The sequence below is a fragment of the Sphingomonas glacialis genome, assembly GCF_006439055.1.
Taxonomy (GTDB): Bacteria; Pseudomonadota; Alphaproteobacteria; order Sphingomonadales; family Sphingomonadaceae; genus Sphingomonas; species Sphingomonas glacialis_A.
Map to the genome: position 1 here is coordinate 319,802 of NZ_RCZC01000001.1, position 20,677 is coordinate 340,478.

Genomic DNA, 20,677 nt, shown 5'->3' on the forward strand with positions numbered 1-20,677 from the left:
GCCAAGGTTCAGGGAGGAGGCGCCCTGAAAGGGCGCCGCGCGGTCCCGCGAAAGGGGGGAACACGGGTCCGCGTACGATGGATATAGGTGGACGCTTTTCGGCCTTCAAGGGCAAAAACTGCGCCGGCAACAGTTCGTCAGATTTCCGCGCGATCGCGCCGGCGGACCCCCGGGAGCATCCGCGCCAGCACCGCATCGTGCAGCATGAAATGATGCCGCAGCGCGGCAGCGACATGCGCGACGACCAGTGCCGCCATCGCATAGCCGAGCACCGCATGGGCGCTGTCGCCGATCGCGGCAGCGTGCGCCGACACCGGCAAATGCGGTACCTCGAACAGACCGAACCAGCGCATCGGATCGCGCGACCCGCGCCCCGCCGAGCCCATCGCCCAGCCTGACAGCGGCAGCGCAAGCAGCAGCGCGTAGAAGGCAGCGTGGCTCGCGCGGGCGGCGGCGCGTTCCCAGGACGGCAGGCTCGCGGGGAGCCGCGGCGGGCGATGCGTCAACCGCCAGCCGATTCGCGCGAGCGTCAGGGCCAGGACGGTCAGCCCGATCGACTGGTGCAGCGGAATGGCGCCCGCGACGCCGTCGAGCAGCGATTCGTGCAGCAGCCCGATCGTCAGATTGACCGCGATCAGCGCGGCGATGATCCAGTGAAACCAGATCGCGCCGCGCGAATAGCGATCGATCCGAACGATCGCGCTGCGTGCCATCAGTTGACGAGCTGCGGCACCGGTGCCTTGCCCAGACGCACCTGCCGATCGAAGATCTGCGGCAGCGTCGAGAGCGAGAAGAGATGCGCGTAGATCAGCGGGAGCAGACCCGACTTCTGGATCTTGCGCAGCTGATCGCCGCGCAGCTCGTTGAGCTTCTCTTCATTGACCATCTGGAAGCCGCGATAGATGAAGGGCTGCTCGTTGCCCTCGACCTGCAGCGTGACTTCGCCTTCCATCAGCAGGCCGAGCTCGCGCAGTTCGACCATGAAGTTGGCGGTGCGGGCGCCGGCCTGTTCGAACTGCTCGTTGAAGCTCAGGATGTTCTGCACGACCTCGGTCGGCTTGCCATCGGCGAACAGCGCCTCGCCGTCGTCGAACGCGCCGATCGCCTCGCCGGTCGGATCGAAGCAGAGCGACAGTTCCTCGGCATCGGGGCGCAGCCGCGCGAGCATGAAGGGATAGCGGCGGACATAGGCCGGGACATAGACCGTGTCCTCGGTCAGCTTGCCGTCGTCGCCAATGAAGACGTTGACGCCCTCGTTGAGGCCCATCAGCGCGATCGGGATCGCATCGTCGCCGCTGGTGAAGACGATCGGCAGCGTGCGCTGCGCCATGACAAACTCGTCGACGGTCACGGGGATCGCATGCTGGCCGACCAGGAAGGTCGCACGGTCGAGCATGCGCATCTTGAAGGCGGCATGCGTCTCGCTCGAAAGCGGCTCGAGCGCGTTGTAGAAGAGCGGAAGCGATTGCGGCGCGCTGGCCATCGGGATTCTCCATCGAACGTCAAAGCGCTGCGGTTTGCTACGCCGGATGGCCGCTGGCTCTATGGTGCGGCAGGGTTTTCCGCAAGGCCGAGCAGTTTGTCGGGGTTCATCAGCCCCTGCGGATCGAGCCCGGCCTTGATCGCGCGTAGCGCCGCCATCCGCGCGGGCGACGACAGTCGGGCGAGTTCGGCGCGCTTCATCTGGCCGATGCCGTGTTCGGCCGAGATCGATCCGCCCGCCGCGACGACGAGATCATGGACGAAGCGCGTGACGATCGGAGCATCCTCCGCATACCAGCGCGCCGCATCGGCCCCCGCGGGGGCACGGACGTGAAAATGGACATTGCCGTCGCCGAGATGCCCGAAGGCGGTCGCGTGGCTGCCGGGGAAGCGCGCTTCGGCGGCGGCGGCGGCCTCGATCATGAAGCGCGGCATCGTCGCCACGGGGACCGAGATGTCGTGCTGCATCGCCGGACCGCTCGCGCGCTCGGCTTCCGACAGCGAATCGCGGATCCGCCAGAACGCCTCGGCCTGTGCCTCCGACGCCGCGATCGTCGCATCGGCCGCCTGCCCGTCGGCGAGTGCGGGCGCGAGCAGACGTTCGAGCAGCTCGGCGGGCGCCTCGGCGGTAGGATCGGTCGCGACGGCTTCGATCAGCACGTGCCAGCGATGCTGGGTCGCGAGCGGGGCGCGCGTGCCGGGGATATGCTTGAGCACCTGCGCGAGCGAATCGCCCGAGACGATCTCGAAACTCTCGATCGTGTCGGTCCGCCGCTCGAGCCGGCGCAGCAAAGCGAGCGCGGTTTCGGGATCCGCGAGACCGACCCACGCCACCGCACGCTGCGCGATCGCCGGGTAGAGCCGCAGCGTCACCGCAGTGAGGATGCCGAGCGTGCCCTCGGCACCGATCAGCAGATGATCGAGATCATAGCCGCGATTGTCCTTCTTCAGCGCGGCGAGACCGTCATGGATTTCGCCATTGGGGAGCACCGCCTCGACGCCGGCCACCAGCCCGCGCATCGTCCCGAAGCGCAGCACCTGCGTGCCGCCGGCATTGGTCGAGGCAAGCCCCCCGATCGTCGCGCTGCCGCGCGCGCCGAGCGTCAGCGGGAAGCGCATCCCTTCCGCCTCGGCCGCCGCATGGAGATTGGCGAGGATCACCCCGGCCTCGGCGACCGCCAGCCCGGCGGCGGGATCGATCGAGCGGATCCGGTTCATCCGGCGCAGCGAAACGATCAGCGCCGAGCCATCGACAGGCGGGGTCGCCCCGCCGACCATCGAGGTGTTGCCTCCTTGCGGGACGAGCGGAACGCCATGCTCGGCGGCGAGCCGCATCACCGTGGCGACCGCCGCGGTGCTGTCGGGCGAGAGGATCGCCGGGCTGCGGCCGTGGTACCGCCCGCGCCAATCGTCGAGCCATGGCGCGATATCGCCGGGGTCGGTCGTCACCGCCGCATCGCCGAGCGCGGCGCGCACCGCGTCGATGAGGCTGGTCTGGCGCGGACTCGGCTGTATTGTGGTCATGTCCGAGCCTCTATCACTGCCATTCGCCCGCCGCCAATTCCTCCGCCAATTCATCCGGCAATTCATCCGTTGTTCAAGCCTCTCTGGTAACCCCGCGTCCTCAATGCCGAACCTGGTCCTACCGTCCGCCCTGTTGCTTGCGCTTGCCCCGGCGGCTTCCGCCGAGATGGGCCCGTTCGATCGTGTCGAACTGGCCCATCTGTCGATCCACCAGCGAATCGTGATCCGCATTCCGCGCGTCTTCGGGCGACGCTATGAGGAGCGCGCGGACTTTGCCGAACAGCGCTGGACGACCAAGAAGGGCCCGAAATGCGTGCCGATGGGCGCGCTCGAGGGCGCGGTGATCACCGGCACCGATAGCGTCGATCTGCTCGTCACAGACGGCACGCGGTTGCGCGCCGAATTCGACGACGATTGTCCCGCGCTCGATTTCTATTCGGGATTGTACGTAAAGGGCACGTCGGACGGGATGGTCTGCGCCGACCGCGACTCGATCCGCTCGCGCTCGGGGAGCGCGTGCAAAATCGACCGATTCCGGCGACTCGTTGCGAAGCGATAGGCGCCGCGATGCCCTTTTTCTTGACATTCGCGGCTTAATCCGCAAGCGCTTTGCGTCGTTCGTGGGCGCTTTCGCCCCGGCGCTTTTTCCGGACACCGCATGACTTTTGCCGATCTCGGCCTTTCCGATGAACTCCAGCGCGCCGTCAACGAGTCGGGCTATACCGAGCCGACTCCGATCCAGGCGAGCGCGATCCCCTCGATCCTGATGGGCAAGGACTTGGTCGCCGTCGCACAGACGGGCACCGGCAAGACCGCAGCCTTCGTGCTGCCGATGATCGACATCCTCGGCGAGGGCCGCAGCCGCGCCCGGATGCCGCGCACGCTGATCCTCGAGCCGACGCGCGAACTGGCCGCGCAGGTCGCCGAGAATTTCGAGAAATACGGCAAGTATCACAAGCTCTCGATGGCGCTGCTGATTGGCGGCGTTTCGATGGGCGACCAGACCGCCGCGCTCGAAAAGGGCGTCGACGTCCTGATCGCCACGCCTGGGCGCCTGATGGACCTGTTCGGGCGGGGCAAGATCCTGCTGACCGGCTGTTCGATGCTGGTGATCGACGAGGCCGACCGGATGCTCGACATGGGGTTCATCCCCGACATCGAGGAAATCTGCACCAAGCTGCCCAAGACGCGGCAGACCTTGCTCTTCTCGGCGACGATGCCGCCGCCGATCAAGAAGCTCGCCGACAAGTTCCTCGACAATCCCAAGACGATCGAAGTCGCGCGCCCCGCGACCGCCAACGTCAATATCAAGCAGTGGCTGGTCCATGTCACCGCCGCCAAGAAGCGCGACAAATTGATCGAGCTGCTGCGCCAGGAAGACGTCAAGACCGGGATCATCTTCTCGAACCGCAAGACGACGGTGCGCGAGCTCAACAAGGCGCTCCAGCGCGCCGGCTTCGCGTCGAGCGAGATCCATGGCGACATGGAGCAGTCGCAGCGCATCGCCGAGCTCGACCGCTTCAAGAAGGGCGAGGTCAGCATCCTGGTCGCCTCCGACGTCGCGGCACGCGGGATCGACGTGAAGGGCGTGAGCCATGTCTTCAACTTCGATGCGCCGTGGCATCCGGACGATTATGTCCACCGCATCGGCCGCACCGGTCGCGCCGGCGCGACGGGGATCGCCTTCACCTTCGCGACGCCCGACGATGTCGAGAACATCCAGAATATCGAGAAGCTGACCGGGTTGAAGATCGAGCGCTATGAAGCGGGCGAAGCGCCCGTCGTCGCGTCCGACGAGGCCGAAGCGCCGCGCGCCGCGACCAAGGCGCGGCGTCGCCCGAAGGCGGCAGGGAAGCCCGAGGTTGCAGCGGCCGAGGTCGCAGCCGTCGAGGACGTGGCGCCGGCCGAGGCCGAACGCCCGGCCCGCGAAGCGCGTGCGCCGCGTGCCGAGCGGCCTGCGCGTGAGGAGCGTCCCGCTCGCGAAGAGCGCCCCGCCCGTGAGGAACGTCCTGCCCGCGAAGAACGCGCGGCCCGTGAGGAACGTCCCGCTCGCGAAGAGCGTCCGGTGCGCGAGGAGCGGCCCGCTCGCGAAGAGCGCACGGCGCGTGAGGAACGTCCCGCCCGCGAAGAACGCACGGCGCGCGAGGAACGTCTCGCCCGTGAAGAGCGCACGGCGCGCGAGGAACGTCCCGCTCGCGAAGAGCGCACGGCGCGCGAGGAGCGTCCCGCCCGCGAAGCACGACCGCAGCGCGACACGCGCACCGGGCGCGAGACCGGAGCGCCCCGCGCCGAGGTCGCTAACCAGATCGAACCGATCGACGCGGTCGATGATGGGGGCTGGAATGGGCCGATGCCGGCATTCCTGCTCGCCAAGCTGACATTGACCGCTTGAGCTGACGGCGCGCGGGATAAGCGACCGGCTCCGCAGCTTGCGGGATCGGCTGCTGCGGACCGCTCGCAACGGGTCATGGCCGGTCCACGAAAGGCGGTTCCCCTCTTTAGCCCTTCCCCGAGAACCGGGAGTGCGGGGTCGATCATGCCGGGGGCATGGTCGACCCCACGCTGGCGACCGCCAGCCTTCTTAAGGCTGTTGGTGGAGGCGGCCGCCGCAAGCGATGCGTTCGCGGCGAGACCCCCTACACCCATCTCTCAGTGCTCAGGCGTTCAAGCGAGATCGCGCTCCCCCGGCACGATCTTGGCCCATGTGGGCAGGCCAAAGCTCTACTGCCCTCCCCCCGCTGCGCGAGGGAGGATTTGGGTTACGCCGCCTGCGCGATCAACGCGTCGTCGATCTCGCCCGCGCGCGTGTACGCCGGGCGGCTGAGGATGCGACCGAGATACTCCTCGAACACCGGCAGCTTCGGCAGCGAGCCGAACATCACCCCCCAGGCGACTTGCGACCCGACATAGACGTCGGCCGCGCTGAAGGACGCGCCCGCGATGTACGGGCTCGCCGACACCGCCTTCTCCAGCACATCGACCATCAGGTCGAAATGGCCGTAGCCCGCCAGGCGCTGCTGGTCGCCGGTCGGTGCCACGCCGAGCGACTTGTTGGTCACGGCTTGATCGACCGGCCCCGCTGCAAAGAACATCCAGCGATAATAATCGGCGCGCTCGCCGAGCGGCGGGGCGAGCCCGGCCTCGGGAAAGGCATCGGCGAGATAGGCGCAGATCGCCGCGCCCTCGGTCACGACATGCCCGTCATGGACGATCGCGGGCACCTTCCCCATCGGATTGATCGACAGATACGGCTCAGCCTTCATCGTCGTCGCATAATCGAGCACGACCGTCTCATACGGCGCGCCAACCTCCTCGAGCATCCAGCGGGCGATGCGCCCACGCGACATCGGGTTGGTATAGAAGGTCAGTGCCATGATCGTTTCCCCGAATCGTTCTATCAGAACATTAGAAGAACATTACTGAGCCGAAACGTCAATCCTCAGAGCGACTTTCCGAACAGCGCCAGCATCCGTGCCCACGCCTTGTCAGCCTGCGCCGCATTGTAGACCTTGCTGTCGGGCGGGGTCCAACCGTGCATCGTGCCGGCATAGACCTCGATCTCGGCGGGCAATTTCGCCGCAGCGAAAGCGGTGCGCAGCGTGTCCTTCGCCGCGGGATCGCGCGCGTCGTCGTTCGCGGCGATCGCGATGAGGTAGCTCGCCTTCATCTTCGGGATCAGCAGATGCGGGCTGTCGGGTTTGTCGGTGGCGAGCCCGCCGCCGTGGAAGGTCGCGCCGGCGCGAACCCGCGCCGGGTTGGCGGCGGCGGTGCGCATCACCATCGGGCCACCCATGCAATAGCCCGTGGTGGCGAGACCCTTGGCGCGATCGACCTGCTTCTGCGCGTCGAGCCAGGCGGTGAAGGCGAGCGCATCGCGCGTCGTGCCGTCGGTGCTGAGCGCCTGGACATAGGGCATGATCTTGGCGCGCACCTCGGGCTGCCCGAAATCCTCGCCGGCTGCGATGATCGGGGCTTTGACCGAGCGGTAGAATTGGTTGACGACCAGCACGGCATAGCCCGACTGCGCGAGCCGGTCGGCCATCTGCCGGAACGCCGGGCGCAACCCCATGATGTCGGGCCAGACGAGCACGCCGGGCGCCTTGCCGGTCGCGGGTGCGACGAAATAGGCGTCGGCCTTGCCGTCGGGCGTGTCGATCACGACGTCGCGCCCGGCGATCTTGGCGGCGTTGGCGGGTGCCGGCAGCAGCATCGCGAGCCCGGCAGCGCCGGCGATCGTCGTGAAGCCGCGGCGGGTGAGCGAGGGATCGGCGAGATGCGCGTCGTTCTCGGCCACGGTGAAGTCGTCACACATCGGTCTCTCTCCTCACGAGTCGCCGTTCAGGCGTTCGCCGTACCATAGGGAAATTTATCGCGACGGATATCCTGCCGATCCACCCCGGCACCGGGAGGATCTAGACCGCGCGCCACCACCACACGCCGTCCTCGACCGTCCGCACCGCCCGCCCCTCGACCTCGAGCCGCCGGACATGCGCGAGCGCCTCGCCCGTCGCCATGCCGAGCATGTCGAGGCCGATCGCGCGCCGGAACAGCCGCCCGAAACAGTCGATCGCGCGCTTGGGTTCGGCGAGGAAAACCTCGAGTTCGTCGAGCCGCTCGCGATGTTCGCGGTCCATCGCGTCGAGCCGCGCGTGCAGCCCGGTGAACGGATCGCCATGCCCCGGCAGCACCAGCAGATCGTCAGGCAATTGCTTGAGCCGCGCGATCGATTCGAACCATTCGCCGAGCGGGTCGGCGTCCGGCTCGGTCACACCGAGCGAGATGTTCGGGCTGATCCGCGGCAACACCTGGTCGCCCGCAATCAGCACCTTGGCCGAAGGATCGTAAAGGCAGGCATGTTCGGGGCTGTGGCCCGAACCGACGACGATCTGCCACTCGGTCTGCCCGATCCGCAGCGTGTCGCCATGCTGGATCCGCGTGTATCCCAGCGGCAGCGGCGTCACGATCCGGCGAAACCCCGCCCAGCCGCGCTCGCTGGCGTGCGCGATCTGTGCGTCGTCCCATCCCGCGCCACGCCAGAAAGCGAGCATCTCGTCCGGTACCGCGTCGCGCGCGTCCGACACCAGCATCCGTGCGGTGAGCCACTCGCCGCGCGTCATCACCAGCGGGCAGCCATGCTTGTCGCACATCCAGCCGGCGAGCCCGATATGATCGGGATGGAAATGCGTGCCGATCATCCGCGTCACGCGCACGCCGGCGAGCGCCCCCTTCGAGAGCGCCTTCCAGGCATCGCGCGCTTCGGTCGTGTTCATCCCCGTATCGACCAGGGCAACGCCGCCGTCATCGTCGAGCAGCCAGCAATTGACGTGCTTGAGCGGACCGGGAACGTGCAACCTTACCCAGCCAATGCCCGGTGCGACCGTCATCACATCGTGCGCGGCGGGCTCCGCGCCGCCGAACGGATAGGTCAGGCCCTTATGGCTAGTCGGGGCAAAAGCGGGGATGATGGGTGCGGTGGACATGGCACGGGGTAGCGCGCCGGCGCCGCCCAAGTCACGCATTTCCGCTATGCGGCGAGCGCAGCGCTCTCGCCGAGCAAATGGTGCAGCACCTGCTCGGGCGTGTCGAACAGCAGATCGGGTTCGAGCCGCGCGAGCACGTCGCGATTGGCATAGCCCCACAGCACCGCGCCCGAACAGATCCCGACCTTCTTCGCCGCGACGACATCGCGCGTCTCGTCGCCGATCGAAATCGCCTCGTGCTGTGCGATGTCGCATTTGCGCAGCACCCGGCGATAGCGCCGCGCCTTGCCGAACAGCGACGCACCGCATTCGAACCGCTCGATCAGCGCGGCATTGGCGGGCCCGAGGATCGCGCGGGCATTGTTCTCGGCATTCGAGGTGACGAGCGCGATCCGCACCCCGCTCGCCGCCAATTGCTCGAGCAACGCCGAGACCCCCTCGAACAGCGCGATGCGATCGGTCTGCTGCGCGAGCAGGCCGTGGGTGTAGCGTCCGATCGCGGGAAGCTTCCAGCGCGGGATGCCGAGATGGCGGATCACTTCGCTCGACGTCTTGCCACGCAGCGATTCGACCTCGTCGGCGGCGACCTTGCGAAACTTGAAGCGCTCAGCGAGGTGGTCGGAGACCGACAGGAACCAGTCGCCGCTATCGGCCAGCGTCCCGTCGAAATCGAAGATCACGAGACGATAGCGCGGCGACATCAGGCGATCTCAGCGCCGGCCGCGGCGTTTGCCGCCGTCGCCATCCTGTGGGACGGGGGCGCTGCGGATCGTCACCAGCTCGGCGCGGGTGACCATACCGTCCTTGTCGAGATCGAACCGGTCGAACAAAATCGCGAATTGCGCCTGGAGTTCGGCGAGCGTGATGCGATTGTCGTTGTCGCCATCGGCCTGATACGGGCTCGGCAGCGCATTGCGGTCCCCCAGCCATTTCTGCGCCCAGTCGCTATAGCCGATATAGCCGGCCGAACCGGATTGCGGCGCGGCGTCGGGAAAACTGCGCGCGACGCAAGCGGTCAGCTCCGCGCGAGTCGTCCGCGCATCGCCATTGGCGTCACACGCGGCGATGAACATCGCGGCAGGCTCGGCGACGATCGTCGCGCCCGGCTGGCGCGGCGGAACCGGTGCGGCCGGCGGCGGCACCTGCGCGGCGAGCGCGAGCATCAGAATCGACATCATGCACGCACCCCCCTGTCCGGCAGCAGCAGACTGGCGTCACCGTAGCTGTAGAATCGGTATCCGTCTGCAATTGCATGCGCATAGGCGGCTTGCATCGTATCGGTGCCCATCAGCGCGCTGACCAACATGAACAGGGTCGAGCGTGGAAGATGGAAATTGGTCACCAGCCCATCGATTCCGCGGAAGCGATAGCCCGGCGTGATGAAGATCGCCGTATCGCCTTCGAACGGCCGGATCACGCCGTCCTCCCCGGTCGCGCTTTCGATCAGGCGCAAGCTCGTCGTGCCGACCGCGATCACCCGGCCCCCGGCGGCGCGCACGGCGTTGAGGCGGTCGGCGGTCGCCGCGTCGATCCGGCCCCATTCGGCGTGCATCTTGTGGTCGGCGGTGTCGGTCGCCTTGACCGGCAGGAAGGTGCCCGCGCCGACGTGTAGCGTCAGCGTCGCATGCTCGATCCCGGCGGCGGCGAAGCGCGCCATCAGTTCGGGGGTGAAGTGCAACGCCGCAGTGGGGGCTGCGACCGCACCCTTTTCGGCGGCGAACATCGTCTGGTAATCGTCGGCGTCCTGCGCATCGGCGGGGCGGCGCGCGGCGATATAAGGCGGCAGCGGCATCCGCCCTGCCCGATCGAGCAGCAGTTCGACCGGCTCGTCGCCCTGAAATTCGAGCGCGAAGCTGCCGTCTTCGCCGCGATCGTGCGCCGTCGCAGTCACGCCGCTGCCGAAATCGATCGCGTCGCCGTCGCGCAGGCGGCGTGCGTTGCGGATGAACGCCCGCCAGCGGCGCGGCCCCTCGCGCTTGTGCAGCGTCGCGCCGATCCGCGAATCGCCGCGCGTCCCCTCGAGCTGCGCCGGGATGACGCGCGTATCGTTGAAGACGAGCAGGTCGCCCGCGCGCAATGCGCCCGGCAGGTCGCCGACGCTGCGGTCGTGCAGCGCAGCACCCTCGACCACGAGCAGCCGTGCCGAATCGCGCGGGGTCGCCGGGCGCAGCGCGATCCGCTCGGGCGGCAGGACAAAGTCGAACAGGTCGACGTTCATGACGATACTTCCCGCGCCGTGTGCGCTTTGCTTACGCCGCCTTCTTCTTCGGCGTGGCGGCGGGCTTGGCCTTGAGCATCGGCTTTACCGCCGGCTTGCTGGGCGCAAGCGTCGCAGGTGCGATCGTCGGCTCGGGTGCCGGCGGCGCAGGCACATAGGCCGGCGGGCTGTCGGCTGCGACATAGGCGTGGAGGATGCGCGACGGACGCGTCGGCGGCTCGCCGCGCGCGATCGTGTCGACATATTCCATGCCCGAGATCACGCGACCGAAGATCGTATACTTCTTGTCGAGCTTCATGTTCGGGTTGAAGACGATGAAGAACTGGCTGTTCGCGCTGTTCTCCGCCTTGGTCACCTGCTCGACGGTCGCACCCTCGGCCGAGCCTTCGCGCGCCGCCGACACCGCGCCGCGGACGTGCGGCAGCCAGTTGAATTCGGCGGGAACGTCGGGGAGCGTCGAGCCGCCAGTGCCGTCGCCCTTGGGGTCGCCGGTCTGCGCCATGAAGCCTTCGATCACGCGGTGGAACAGCAGCCCGTCATAGAAATGCTGGCGGGTGAGCGTCTTGACGCGCTCGACCATCTTCGGCGCGGCGTCGGGACGCAGCCAGATGATCACGCGGCCGCCGGTCGACAGATCGAGATAGAGCAAATTCTCGGGGTCGGTCGCCGACGGAATCGGCGGACGGCCCGCCGTCGTCACGACCGCGGACTTGGCGTCGTCCTTCTTCTTGTCGGCAAAGGCGGGTCCGGCGAGGAACGCCAGGAGAAAGACAAACAGGCTGGCAACGAAACGCATTATTTCCCCGCGAAATATCTCGGAATGAAGGTGCGCTTAGACCATGTGCCGCTTTGCGCCAAACTGAACGTTGCCGCGCAAAGGCGACCGAATTAGGGCCGCGCGCCCTTTCGGCCGATCCGCTCGACGCGGTCGGCCACTTCGCGCGCCACGCTCGGCGTCACGAAGCGATGGATCGGCCCGCCATAGAAGGCGATTTCCTTGACCAGACGGCTCGCGATCGGCTGGAGCGCGACGTCGGCCATCAGGAACACCGTCTCTACGCGGTCGTTGAGCGCGCGGTTCATGCCGGTGAGCTGATATTCATATTCGAAATCGGTGACCCCGCGCACGCCGCGCAGGATCGTGCTCGCGCCCTGCGCCTCGGCGAAATCCATCAGCAGCGAATCGAATGCGACGACGCTGACGCCGGCGATCCCCGCCGTCTCCCGCGCGATCATCGCGAGCCGTTCCTCGAGCGTGAACATCGGCGACTTGGACGCATTGGTCGTGACCCCGATGACGAGCCGATCGACCAAGGTCGCCCCGCGCCGGATGATGTCCATATGCCCCAGCGTCACCGGGTCGAACGTACCCGGATAGACGCCGACGCGCTCGGTCAACGATCGCGCTCCAGCGTGAAGCGCGCGATGTCGCGGAGCAGGTCGGCTTCGGGGCCGAAATGCTGGAGATGCTGGATCGCCTGATCGACCAGCATCCGCGCCTGCGCGCGCGCGCGGTCGAGCCCGAGCAGCGAGAGGAAGGTTTCCTTGCCCGCGCCTTCGTCCTTGCCGAGCTTCTTGCCGACCGCAGCCTCGTCCCCCTCGACGTCGAGAATGTCGTCGGCGATCTGGAAGGCGAGCCCCATGTCGCGCGCATAGCCGCGTAAGCCCACGCGCCCCTCGGGCGGCACCTTGCCGAGGATCGCGCCCGCCTCGACCGAGCAGGCGATCAGCGCGCCGGTCTTCATTGCCTGGAGTCGGGTGACGGTCGGCAGGTCGAAGGTCGATTTCTCTGCCTCCAGATCCATCGCCTGCCCGCCCGCCATGCCCGACGGGCCGGCCGAGCGCGCGAGATCGAGCACCAGCTCGCTGCGCACGAACGGATCGGGATGCGTCAGCGGGTCGGCCAGAATCTCGAACGCCAACGCATGGAGGCAATCGCCCGCCAGGATCGCGGTCGCCTCGTCGAACGCCTTGTGGACGGTCGGCTTGCCGCGACGCATGTCGTCATCGTCCATCGCGGGCAGATCGTCATGGATCAGCGAATAGACGTGAATGCATTCGATCGCGGTGGCGACGCGGCCGGCGCAATCGCGATCGACCGCGAACAGCCGCGCGGTCGCGAAGACGAGCAGCGGCCGCAACCGCTTGCCCCCGCCGATCGCGGCGTGGCGCATCGCGCGATACAGATCGGCGCGGGGGTCATCAGGAATGGCGAGGAACTTGTCGAGCCGACGATCGACGTCGGCGCCGACCTGGGACAAGGCCGCCTTGAGCGACAGGGACGCTGCGGTCATGCCATCAACCTGCGGCAAAGGGCTGCGTGCCGACGGCACGCCCCTCGCTGTCGGTACGGATCGCTTCGATCCGCGCCTGTGCCGCCGTCAGCCGGTCGTCGCAACGACGCCGCAACTTATCGCCGCGCTCATAGAGCGCGATCGCCTGGTCGAGCGGCGCATCGCCGCTTTCGAGCCTCGACACGATCCCCTCCAGTTCCTTGAGCGCCGCTTCGAACGTCAACTCTTCGATCGGTGTATCCATTTGGCAGCTATGCGGCACGCGAGCGTTTGGGGTCAAGGATACGCGACGCCTGACTTGCGTTTGTTGTTCGTCCCCAATGAGGAATACCCCATGTTTACGAGCATCGACCCCGCCACAGGCGCGCCGGGCCAATCCTATGCCGAGCTGACCGGCGCCGAAATCGAGACCAAGCTCGCGCGGGCGCACGCCACGTTCTGCGAATGGCGCGTGACCGATCTCGCGACGCGCACCGCCTTGCTCGAGCGAATCGCCGAGCAGTTCGATGCCAACACGCAGCGCCTCGCCGAGACCGCGACGCGCGAAATGGGCAAGACGCTCAAATCGGCGATCGCCGAGGTGCAGAAATGCGCGCAGGCGTTCCGCCATTATGCGCAGGAAGGGGCGGCCATGCTCGAGCCGCGCAGTTTCCCCGGCGCGACCGCGACCTGGCATCCGATGGGGCCGGTGCTGGCGGTGATGCCGTGGAATTTCCCGTACTGGCAGGTCGTGCGCTTCATGGCGCCGACGATCCTGGCGGGCAATGTCGGGCTACTGAAGCACGCGTCGAGCGTGCAGGGCTGCGCCGCGGCGCTCGAGGAGATGGTGATCGCTGCGGGCGGGCCGGCCGGGTTGTTCCAGAATCTGGCGATCAAATCGGACAAGGTCGAAGCGCTGATCGCCGACGATCGGATCGTCGCGGTGACGCTGACAGGCAGCGAAGGCGCGGGCATGAAGGTCGCCGAGGCGGCGGGACGCGCACTGAAGAAGGTCGTGCTCGAACTCGGCGGATCGGACCCGTTCATCGTAATGCCCTCGGCCGATCTCGAGGCCGCCGCCAAGGCCGCAGTCACCGCGCGCGTCCAGAACACCGGCCAGTCGTGCATCTGCGCCAAGCGGATGATCGTCCATGCCGACGTGTACGACGCGTTCCTCGCGAAATTCTCGGCCGGGATGCAGGCGGCCGTCGCGGGCGACCCGATGGACGCGGCAAGCGACATGGGCCCGCTCTCGAGCGAGGAGCAGCGCGCGACGGTGCTCGGCCAGCTGAAGCTGTTCGAGCAGGCGGGGGCAAAGCTGCTGTTCGGCGGCGAGGCGCTGCCGGGCAAGGGTGCCTATATGTCGGCAGGTATCCTGGTCGACGTGCCGATCGACCATGAGGTCGCGAACGAGGAGCTGTTCGGGCCGATCGCGATGCTGTTCAAGGCAAGCGATATCGACGAGGCGATCAGCATCGCCAATGCGGTGCCGTTCGGGCTGGGGTCTTCGGTCTGGACGCAGGATGCCGACGAGCGCGCACGCTTCGAGCGCGACATCGAGGCGGGTATGATCGCGGTCAACAAGATGCTGGCGAGTGCGCCCGAAGCGCCGTTCGGCGGGGTCAAGCGGTCGGGCCATGGGCGTGAACTCGGGCCATACGGGCTCCACGAGTTCATGAACCTGAAGACGGTGCTCGCCTGATATCCTCCTCCCCTCCCTGGAAGGGAGGGGATCGAGGGGTGGGTCGGCCCGTAGTCGGGCGTAACGCTCGCCACGGGCCGACCCACCCCCAGCCCCTCCCTTTCAGGGAGGGGAGGCACCTTGCTCAATCGCCAGTCCGCCCTTGCAGGGAGCCACCTCAATCCATCGTCAGCACGATCTTCCCGATATGATCCCCCGCCTCCATCCGCGCATGCGCGGCGGGCGCCTCGGCAAGCGGGAAGGTTCGGTCGAGGATGGGCTTCAGCCGTCCGGCCTCGACATGCGGCCATACATTGCTGTGCAATTCGTCCGCCACCAGGCTCTTGAACGCCGAATCGCGCGGGCGCAGCGTCGATCCGGTCAGCGTCAGGCGGCGGCGCATGATGTCGAAGATCGGGATCGTCGCGGTCGCCCCGCCCTGCACCGCGATCGAGACATGGCGTCCATCCTCCGCCAGGCATTTGAGATTGCGCGGCAGATAGTCGCCGCCGACCATGTCGAGCACGACCGCGCAGCCCTTGCCGCCGGTGATCGCCGCGACGCGCTCGACGAAATCCTCGGTCTTGTAATTGATCGCATGCGCCGCGCCGAGCTTCAACGCCGCCGCGCACTTGTCGTCCGAGCCCGCCGTCACGATCACGGTCAGCCCGAAGATCGCACCGAGGCCGATCGCCATCGTGCCGATCCCGCTGGTGCCACCGTGCACCAGCACGGTGTCGCCCTCGGTCGCATAGCCACGCTCGAACAGATTGGTCCACACGGTGAACAGCGTCTCGGGCAGCGCCGCTGCCTCGATCATCGACAGCGCATGCGGCACGGGCAGCACCTGCCCCGCGGCGACCGCGACATATTCGGCATAGCCGCCGCCTGCGAGCAACGCGCAGACCGGCTGCCCCATCAGCTCGAAATCGACGTCCAACCCCTGCGCGACGACGGTGCCCGAAACCTCGAGCCCGGGGATCGACGGCGCGCCCGGCGGCGGCGCATAGCCGCCCTTGCGCTGGAGCACGTCGGGCCGGTTGACCCCCGCTGCGACGACGCGGATCAGCACTTCATCGGGGCGCAGCATCGGGACGGGACGCTCGACCACGCGCAGCACTTCGGGTCCGCCCGGACCATCGGGGTCGATTGCGCGCATGGTAGCCGGAATTCCGTCCATCGGTCGTATGCCCCGTTTTGCCTGCGCGCCTTATTGACATGGCCGCCCGCCGGGTCAACGATCCCGCAATGGACTTGGACGAGATTCTCCCGAAACGCGCGGGCGATCCGCTCGCGGCGCTGCTCGCGCAGGACCTCGACCCCTTGTCGGTCGCGGAACTCGAGGCGCGCGTCGCTGCGCTAGAGGCCGAAATCGCTCGGACCAGCGCGAAGATGGAACACGCCGCCAGCCATCGCGTTCAAGCCGATAATCTGTTCAAGTCTTGATGCCAGACAGCCCCACCATCCGCTATAAGATGGCATGAAGGGCGGTGAACGATTTTCAAGAGCTTGCAGTGGCGGATACGCCTTCCGACATAGGCGCAAAGGGTTGCGCTTTCGCCGCAGCCCGCAAGGAGTGAAGTAATAATGCCATCCTTTGCCTCCGCGCTGGAAACCACGCTGCACAAGGCGTTGGAAGCCGCGTCCTCGCGCCGTCATGAATATGCGACGCTCGAACATCTGTTGCTGGCGCTCATCGATGACGAACATGCATCGAAGGTGATGCAGTCGTGCGGCGTCGATACCGCGGAGCTGACCGCCACCGTAAAGCACTATCTCGATACCGAGCTCGAAGCGCTCAAGGTCGATGCGGCGACCGACCCCTCGCCCACCAGCGGCTTCCAGCGCGTCGTCCAGCGCGCGATCCTCCATGTCCAGTCCTCGGGCCGCGACGAAGTGACCGGTGCCAACGTGCTCGTCGCTCTGTTCAGCGAGCGCGAGAGCTATGCCGTCTATTTCCTGCAGCAGCAGGACATGAGCCGGCTCGATGCGGTGAGCTTCATCAGCCACGGCGTCGGCAAGGGCGGCGCGGCGCCCGAAGCCTCGACTCCCAAGGGCGTCGAGGAAGAGAAGCCGCAAAAGCCCGGCGAGAAGGGCAAGAGCGAGAGCGCACTCAAGCAATTCTGCGTCGATCTCAACGAGAAGGCCAAGAAGGGCAAGGTCGATCCGCTGATCGGCCGTGGCCCCGAGGTCGATCGTACCGTGCAGATCCTGTGCCGCCGTTCGAAGAACAACCCGCTCTATGTCGGCGATCCCGGCGTCGGGAAGACCGCGATCGCCGAAGGTCTTGCGCGCAAGATCGTCGAGGGCAACGTGCCCGAGGTGCTGCTCCCGGCGGTGATCTACTCGCTCGACATGGGCGCGCTGCTTGCCGGCACGCGCTATCGCGGTGATTTCGAGGAGCGCCTCAAGGCGGTCGTCACCGAGCTCGAAAAGATGCCCGATGCGATCCTGTTCATCGACGAGATCCACACCGTGATCGGTGCCGGTGCCACCAGCGGCGGCGCGATGGATGCGTCGAACCTGTTGAAGCCTGCCCTGTCGGGCGGGACGATCCGCTGCATCGGCTCGACGACGTACAAGGAGTTCCGCAACCACTTCGAGAAGGACCGTGCATTGCTGCGGCGCTTCCAGAAGATCGACGTCAACGAGCCGACGATCGAGGACACGATCAAGATCCTGGCGGGCCTGCGCTCGGCGTTCGAGGACCATCACAAGGTCAAGTACACCCCCGACGCGATCAAGTCGGCGGTGGAACTCAGCGCGCGCTACATCAACGACCGCAAGCTGCCCGACAAGGCGATCGACGTGATCGACGAAGTCGGCGCGATGCAGATGCTGGTGCCGCTCGCCAAGCGCAAGAAGACGATCACCTCGCGTGAAATCGAGCAGGTCATCGCGACGATGGCGCGCATCCCGCCAAAGTCGGTCTCGACCGACGACACAAAGGCGCTCGAATCGCTCGAGACCGATCTCAAGCGCGTTGTTTTCGGGCAGAATGCCGCGATCGAGAAGCTGGCGTCCGCGATCAAGCTGTCGCGCGCCGGCCTGCGCGATCCCGAGAAGCCGATCGGCAACTATCTGTTCACCGGCCCGACCGGCGTCGGCAAGACCGAAGTCGCCAAGCAGCTTGCCCAGATCATGGGCATCCCGCTCCAGCGCTTCGATATGTCCGAGTATATGGAACGTCATTCGGTCAGCCGGCTGATCGGTGCGCCTCCGGGCTATGTCGGGTTCGACCAGGGTGGTCTGCTGACCGATGCGATCGACCAGCAGCCGCATTCGGTGCTGCTGCTCGACGAGATCGAGAAGGCGCATCCCGACCTGTTCAACATCCTGCTGCAGGTGATGGACAACGGGCGGCTGACCGACCAGCACGGCAAGACGGTCGATTTCCGCAACGTCATCCTGATCATGACGACCAATGCGGGTGCCTCCGACATGGCGCGCGAAACGCTCGGCTTCGGCAATCTCACCCGCGAGGGCGAGGACGAGCAGGCGGTGCAGAAGATGTTCACGCCGGAGTTCCGCAACCGTCTCGATGCGATCGTGCCGTTCGGCTATCTGCCGACCGAAGTGGTCGCGCGCGTGGTCGACAAGTTCATCCTGCAGCTCGAGCTGCAGCTGGCCGACCGCAACGTGCACATCAAGCTCGACGACGAATCGAAGACGTGGCTGACCACCAAGGGCTATGACAAGCTCTATGGTGCCCGCCCGATGGGCCGCCTGATCCAGGAAAAGATCAAGCAGCCGCTCGCCGAGGAACTGCTGTTCGGCAAGCTGGTCCATGGCGGCGAGGTGACGGTCAAGCTGAAGGACAACGCGCTCGCGTTCGAAATCACTTCGGCCCCACCCAAGAAGCCCAAGAAGAAGACGACGACCCGCACCGACAAGGATGCGACCCCGGTCAAGTGACCGACACGATGCCGGGCCCGAACCATGCGTTCGGGCCCGGTACCGCTGCCCGGTTGACGGGCTGCAGGCCGCCGGGTCGATCCTGCGTTGGGCTGCCGGCGACAGATTTTTATTAACGATCTTTTCGTCAAAACCGCCCTATGGCGGGCTATGCACCGTGCTGCGCGCGCCCTTTTCCCGGTATTTGCCGCCACGCTTCTGATCCTTTTTGGCGCGTCGTCCCCCGCAGCCGCGCAAACGGCCTATTCCGGCCAGGCGGTTGCGGTGTGCGTCGCGCGGGCACAGCCCGGAATGACGCCGCGATTGCTTTTTGCGGGCGCTGCACGCTTCGATTGCGATCGCGGCCAGACCGCGCTCGGCAGCGGGGACTTCTGGGTCCGCTCGGCGCCAGTGCGGCGCGCGGGTCCGGTCGAGATCCGGATCGCCAGCCTGTGGGAACATGCGGTGACGCTCCACGCGCTCTACGCCGATGGCGCGATCGTGTCGCAACGGCTCGACCCCTATGCCACGTCGCGGCATCTCCAGCTCGGCGCGATCGTCGCGCAACCGCTGCCGGTGCGTTCGGCACCGCTCGTCCGGTTGCTGTGGCATGTCGAAGGCGCCGCCAATCTGCGCGGCATCCTGCGCGAAGCCCAGATCGCCACGCCCGAGCAGGGCGTCCGCTCGAACCTCATGCTCGCGGCCCTTTATGGCGGCTTTGGCGGGCTGTGTATCGCGCTGCTCACCTATCACCTGGCGCTGTGGGCAACGCTGCGGCATCGCTTCCAGCTCGCCTATTGCACGATGGTGCTGACGCTCCTGTGCTACGCGTTTTCGTCTTCGGGGGCGCTCGCCTGGGCGTGGCCGATGATTGCCAATAACGACCGGATGCGGATCAATTACCTGACGCTTGGCCTGTCGGCGGTCGCCGCTCTGGCCTTCGCACGCACCTTTTTCGAGCCACGCGTCTTTGAAGGCCCGCTGCGCAAGCTGATCCTCGTCGTCGGCGCCACCATGCTGACCGCGACGATCGCCTATACGCTGTTCGGCCCGCGCAATGTCCGCATGTTCGACCGCTTCTATGCGCTGGCGTTTGCCGGGCAGCTGCTCATCGTCATCCCGATTCTGTGGCGCGCCTGGGTGACGCGGAGCAATTATCTCTGGTTGTTCGCACTGGCGTGGGGCGCGCCCGTGCTCTTCGCCGGTTTCCGCGTCGCAAGCGGGCTCATGCTGCTCCACTGGAATTTCTGGATCGACAATTCGACGATCGTGATGATGACGCTCGAGGCGTTGCTGTCGAGCTTCGCCATCGCCTATCGCGTGCGCGTGCTGAGCCGCGAACGCGACGCCGCGCGCGAGGGCGAACTCGCCGCGCTGCTGCTCGCCGAGAGCGATCCGCTGACCGGGCTGCTCAACCGCCGCGCCTTCCTCGAGGCGGCGATCGGACGCGAGGGCGAGCAAATGCTGATGATCGTCGACCTCGACCATTTCAAGCTAATCAACGAGACGATCGGCCACGATGGCGGCGACGAGGTGCTGCGGGCGGTAGCGCGGGCCTTGCAATGCGCGGTGCCCGCCGCGGCGCTCGTCGCGCGGATCGGCGGCGAGGAATTCGCCATCGTGCTTCCCGCCGATGCGCCGGTCGAGCCGCGCGACATCCTCGATCAGCTGCGCGCGGCACGGATGCCCTATGACGTGATCGTCACCGCGAGCATCGGCAAATGCGTCGGTCCGCTGCGCCGCGAGATCGACTGGAAAGCGCTCTATGGCTGCGCCGATCGCGCCTTGTACGACGCCAAGAGTGCCGGGCGCGATCGCGCCCGGACGCGCATGCTGGCAGACCGTGCCGCGGCGTGAGACGCCTTGCCGCGAATCGGCGGTGAGCGTATAAGCTGCGCGCAAGGGGATTGGCGTTGCGCAACCGTCGCATCATGGTCGGAATCGTCGCAGTCCTTGCGCTGATCGCGGTGGCGCGCCACCCGAACGCCGACATCCAGATCCTCACCCACGATTCGACCGATCCCGCGCCGCATCAGGTCAAGGCCGCGATCGATCTTGGAGTGGTCGGCATCTCGCTGCTGGTGACGTGGACGGGCAAGCATCTGACCTGACGCTTGCGGCAAGC

The 20,677-nt window shown here is 66.8% G+C and carries 20 protein-coding genes and 1 pseudogene; 7 read left to right on the plus strand and 14 right to left on the minus strand.

The window, feature by feature from the left end:
* Positions 1–137 precede the first annotated feature (137 nt).
* From EAH76_RS01470 to EAH76_RS01480, 3 genes are read right to left on the minus strand one after another with little or no spacing between them, the layout of a single operon-like run.
* Positions 138–713 carry a cytochrome b gene (locus EAH76_RS01470; protein ID WP_140847040.1) on the minus strand — a complete coding sequence of 192 codons (576 nt, stop codon included), beginning with the start codon at positions 711–713 and terminating at the stop codon, positions 138–140.
* On the minus strand, positions 713–1,483 hold the full coding sequence (locus tag EAH76_RS01475; protein WP_140847043.1) for a SapC family protein: 771 nt from the start codon (positions 1,481–1,483) through the stop codon (positions 713–715). The genes EAH76_RS01470 and EAH76_RS01475 overlap by 1 nt, the downstream gene beginning before the upstream one ends.
* A 59-nt stretch (positions 1,484–1,542) precedes the next feature.
* Positions 1,543–3,006, minus strand: a complete 1,464-nt coding sequence (locus EAH76_RS01480) for an FAD-binding oxidoreductase (protein ID WP_194150922.1) — start codon at positions 3,004–3,006, stop codon at positions 1,543–1,545.
* A 103-nt stretch (positions 3,007–3,109) separates the two neighbouring features.
* On the opposite strand from EAH76_RS01480, the gene EAH76_RS01485 reads away from it, so the two are divergent.
* Both EAH76_RS01485 and EAH76_RS01490 read left to right on the plus strand, forming a co-directional pair.
* The gene (locus EAH76_RS01485; RefSeq protein WP_241659493.1) at positions 3,110–3,565 is read left to right on the plus strand and encodes a hypothetical protein; all 456 of its coding nucleotides are present in this window, start codon (positions 3,110–3,112) and stop codon (positions 3,563–3,565) included.
* 99 nt (positions 3,566–3,664) lie between these two features.
* Positions 3,665–5,071, plus strand: a pseudogene (locus EAH76_RS01490) (DEAD/DEAH box helicase); the annotation flags it as partial.
* A gap of 694 nt (positions 5,072–5,765) precedes the next feature.
* Here EAH76_RS01490 and EAH76_RS01495 read toward each other — a convergent pair.
* The 10 genes from EAH76_RS01495 to EAH76_RS01540 form a co-directional block, all read right to left on the minus strand.
* Complete coding sequence (locus tag EAH76_RS01495; protein ID WP_140847050.1) at positions 5,766–6,380, minus strand: glutathione S-transferase family protein; 615 nt, start codon at positions 6,378–6,380, stop codon at positions 5,766–5,768.
* 65 nt (positions 6,381–6,445) lie between these two features.
* Entirely contained in the window at positions 6,446–7,318 is an 873-nt protein-coding gene (locus EAH76_RS01500; protein ID WP_140847053.1) for a dienelactone hydrolase family protein, read from the minus strand.
* Positions 7,319–7,418: 100 nt separating this feature from the next.
* Positions 7,419–8,486, minus strand: coding sequence for an MBL fold metallo-hydrolase (locus EAH76_RS01505; protein WP_140847056.1), 1,068 nt, complete (start codon positions 8,484–8,486; stop codon positions 7,419–7,421).
* Positions 8,487–8,530: 44 nt separating this feature from the next.
* Complete coding sequence (locus tag EAH76_RS01510; protein ID WP_194150923.1) at positions 8,531–9,187, minus strand: HAD hydrolase-like protein; 657 nt, start codon at positions 9,185–9,187, stop codon at positions 8,531–8,533.
* A gap of 9 nt (positions 9,188–9,196) precedes the next feature.
* Positions 9,197–9,664 carry an EF-hand domain-containing protein gene (locus EAH76_RS01515; RefSeq protein WP_194150924.1) on the minus strand — a complete coding sequence of 156 codons (468 nt, stop codon included), beginning with the start codon at positions 9,662–9,664 and terminating at the stop codon, positions 9,197–9,199.
* Entirely contained in the window at positions 9,661–10,704 is a 1,044-nt protein-coding gene (gene queA, locus EAH76_RS01520; RefSeq protein WP_140847062.1) for a tRNA preQ1(34) S-adenosylmethionine ribosyltransferase-isomerase QueA, read from the minus strand. Before queA ends, EAH76_RS01515 begins: the two co-directional genes overlap by 4 nt.
* A gap of 31 nt (positions 10,705–10,735) precedes the next feature.
* Positions 10,736–11,500: a peptidylprolyl isomerase gene (locus tag EAH76_RS01525; RefSeq protein WP_140847065.1), complete on the minus strand. Its 765-nt coding sequence runs from the start codon at positions 11,498–11,500 to the stop codon at positions 10,736–10,738.
* A gap of 92 nt (positions 11,501–11,592) precedes the next feature.
* The gene (gene coaD, locus EAH76_RS01530; RefSeq protein ID WP_140847067.1) at positions 11,593–12,102 is read right to left on the minus strand and encodes a pantetheine-phosphate adenylyltransferase; all 510 of its coding nucleotides are present in this window, start codon (positions 12,100–12,102) and stop codon (positions 11,593–11,595) included.
* Positions 12,099–12,998 carry a polyprenyl synthetase family protein gene (locus tag EAH76_RS01535; protein ID WP_140847069.1) on the minus strand — a complete coding sequence of 300 codons (900 nt, stop codon included), beginning with the start codon at positions 12,996–12,998 and terminating at the stop codon, positions 12,099–12,101. The genes coaD and EAH76_RS01535 overlap by 4 nt, the downstream gene beginning before the upstream one ends.
* A gap of 4 nt (positions 12,999–13,002) precedes the next feature.
* A complete protein-coding gene (locus EAH76_RS01540) occupies positions 13,003–13,242 on the minus strand; it encodes an exodeoxyribonuclease VII small subunit (protein WP_010185119.1) in 240 nt (79 codons plus the stop codon).
* A 9-nt stretch (positions 13,243–13,251) separates the two neighbouring features.
* Between EAH76_RS01540 and EAH76_RS01545 the strand changes: the two genes are divergently transcribed.
* Positions 13,252–14,679, plus strand: a complete 1,428-nt coding sequence (locus tag EAH76_RS01545; RefSeq protein ID WP_277754170.1) for an NAD-dependent succinate-semialdehyde dehydrogenase — start codon at positions 13,252–13,254, stop codon at positions 14,677–14,679.
* A gap of 157 nt (positions 14,680–14,836) precedes the next feature.
* Here the strand turns inward: EAH76_RS01545 and EAH76_RS01555 are convergent, their stop codons facing one another.
* Positions 14,837–15,817: an NAD(P)H-quinone oxidoreductase gene (locus tag EAH76_RS01555; RefSeq protein ID WP_140847074.1), complete on the minus strand. Its 981-nt coding sequence runs from the start codon at positions 15,815–15,817 to the stop codon at positions 14,837–14,839.
* A gap of 89 nt (positions 15,818–15,906) precedes the next feature.
* Here EAH76_RS01555 and EAH76_RS01560 point away from each other — a divergent pair, with 89 nt between their 5' ends.
* From EAH76_RS01560 to EAH76_RS01575, 4 genes are all read left to right on the plus strand, one after another.
* The gene (locus EAH76_RS01560; RefSeq protein ID WP_140848302.1) at positions 15,907–16,104 is read left to right on the plus strand and encodes a DUF1192 domain-containing protein; all 198 of its coding nucleotides are present in this window, start codon (positions 15,907–15,909) and stop codon (positions 16,102–16,104) included.
* A 141-nt stretch (positions 16,105–16,245) separates the two neighbouring features.
* Positions 16,246–18,573 (plus strand): ATP-dependent Clp protease ATP-binding subunit ClpA, encoded by a 2,328-nt coding sequence (gene clpA / locus EAH76_RS01565; RefSeq protein ID WP_140847076.1) that lies wholly within the window; start codon positions 16,246–16,248, stop codon positions 18,571–18,573.
* Positions 18,574–18,864: 291 nt separating this feature from the next.
* The gene (locus tag EAH76_RS01570) at positions 18,865–20,409 is read left to right on the plus strand and encodes a GGDEF domain-containing protein (RefSeq protein WP_241659494.1); all 1,545 of its coding nucleotides are present in this window, start codon (positions 18,865–18,867) and stop codon (positions 20,407–20,409) included.
* Between the two features lie 56 nt (positions 20,410–20,465).
* Entirely contained in the window at positions 20,466–20,663 is a 198-nt protein-coding gene (locus tag EAH76_RS01575; RefSeq protein WP_140847081.1) for a hypothetical protein, read from the plus strand.
* The last annotated feature ends 14 nt before the right edge of the window (positions 20,664–20,677 follow it).

Excerpts from the sequence above, each read along its gene's own strand:
- EAH76_RS01470 (WP_140847040.1), bottom strand. The coding sequence starts at position 713 with ATGGCACGCAGCGCGATCGTTCGGATCGATCGCTATTCGCGCGGCGCG.
- EAH76_RS01475 (WP_140847043.1), bottom strand. The coding sequence starts at position 1,483 with ATGGCCAGCGCGCCGCAATCGCTTCCGCTCTTCTACAACGCGCTCGAG.
- EAH76_RS01480 (WP_194150922.1), bottom strand. The coding sequence starts at position 3,006 with ATGACCACAATACAGCCGAGTCCGCGCCAGACCAGCCTCATCGACGCG.
- EAH76_RS01485 (WP_241659493.1), top strand. The coding sequence starts at position 3,110 with ATGCCGAACCTGGTCCTACCGTCCGCCCTGTTGCTTGCGCTTGCCCCG.
- EAH76_RS01495 (WP_140847050.1), bottom strand. The coding sequence starts at position 6,380 with ATGGCACTGACCTTCTATACCAACCCGATGTCGCGTGGGCGCATCGCC.
- EAH76_RS01500 (WP_140847053.1), bottom strand. The coding sequence starts at position 7,318 with ATGTGTGACGACTTCACCGTGGCCGAGAACGACGCGCATCTCGCCGAT.
- EAH76_RS01505 (WP_140847056.1), bottom strand. The coding sequence starts at position 8,486 with ATGTCCACCGCACCCATCATCCCCGCTTTTGCCCCGACTAGCCATAAG.
- EAH76_RS01510 (WP_194150923.1), bottom strand. The coding sequence starts at position 9,187 with ATGTCGCCGCGCTATCGTCTCGTGATCTTCGATTTCGACGGGACGCTG.
- EAH76_RS01515 (WP_194150924.1), bottom strand. The coding sequence starts at position 9,664 with ATGATGTCGATTCTGATGCTCGCGCTCGCCGCGCAGGTGCCGCCGCCG.
- queA (WP_140847062.1), bottom strand. The coding sequence starts at position 10,704 with ATGAACGTCGACCTGTTCGACTTTGTCCTGCCGCCCGAGCGGATCGCG.
- EAH76_RS01525 (WP_140847065.1), bottom strand. The coding sequence starts at position 11,500 with ATGCGTTTCGTTGCCAGCCTGTTTGTCTTTCTCCTGGCGTTCCTCGCC.
- EAH76_RS01535 (WP_140847069.1), bottom strand. The coding sequence starts at position 12,998 with ATGACCGCAGCGTCCCTGTCGCTCAAGGCGGCCTTGTCCCAGGTCGGC.
- EAH76_RS01540 (WP_010185119.1), bottom strand. The coding sequence starts at position 13,242 with ATGGATACACCGATCGAAGAGTTGACGTTCGAAGCGGCGCTCAAGGAA.
- EAH76_RS01545 (WP_277754170.1), top strand. The coding sequence starts at position 13,252 with ATGCGGCACGCGAGCGTTTGGGGTCAAGGATACGCGACGCCTGACTTG.
- EAH76_RS01555 (WP_140847074.1), bottom strand. The coding sequence starts at position 15,817 with ATGCGCGCAATCGACCCCGATGGTCCGGGCGGACCCGAAGTGCTGCGC.
- EAH76_RS01560 (WP_140848302.1), top strand. The coding sequence starts at position 15,907 with ATGGACTTGGACGAGATTCTCCCGAAACGCGCGGGCGATCCGCTCGCG.
- clpA (WP_140847076.1), top strand. The coding sequence starts at position 16,246 with ATGCCATCCTTTGCCTCCGCGCTGGAAACCACGCTGCACAAGGCGTTG.
- EAH76_RS01570 (WP_241659494.1), top strand. The coding sequence starts at position 18,865 with ATGACGCCGCGATTGCTTTTTGCGGGCGCTGCACGCTTCGATTGCGAT.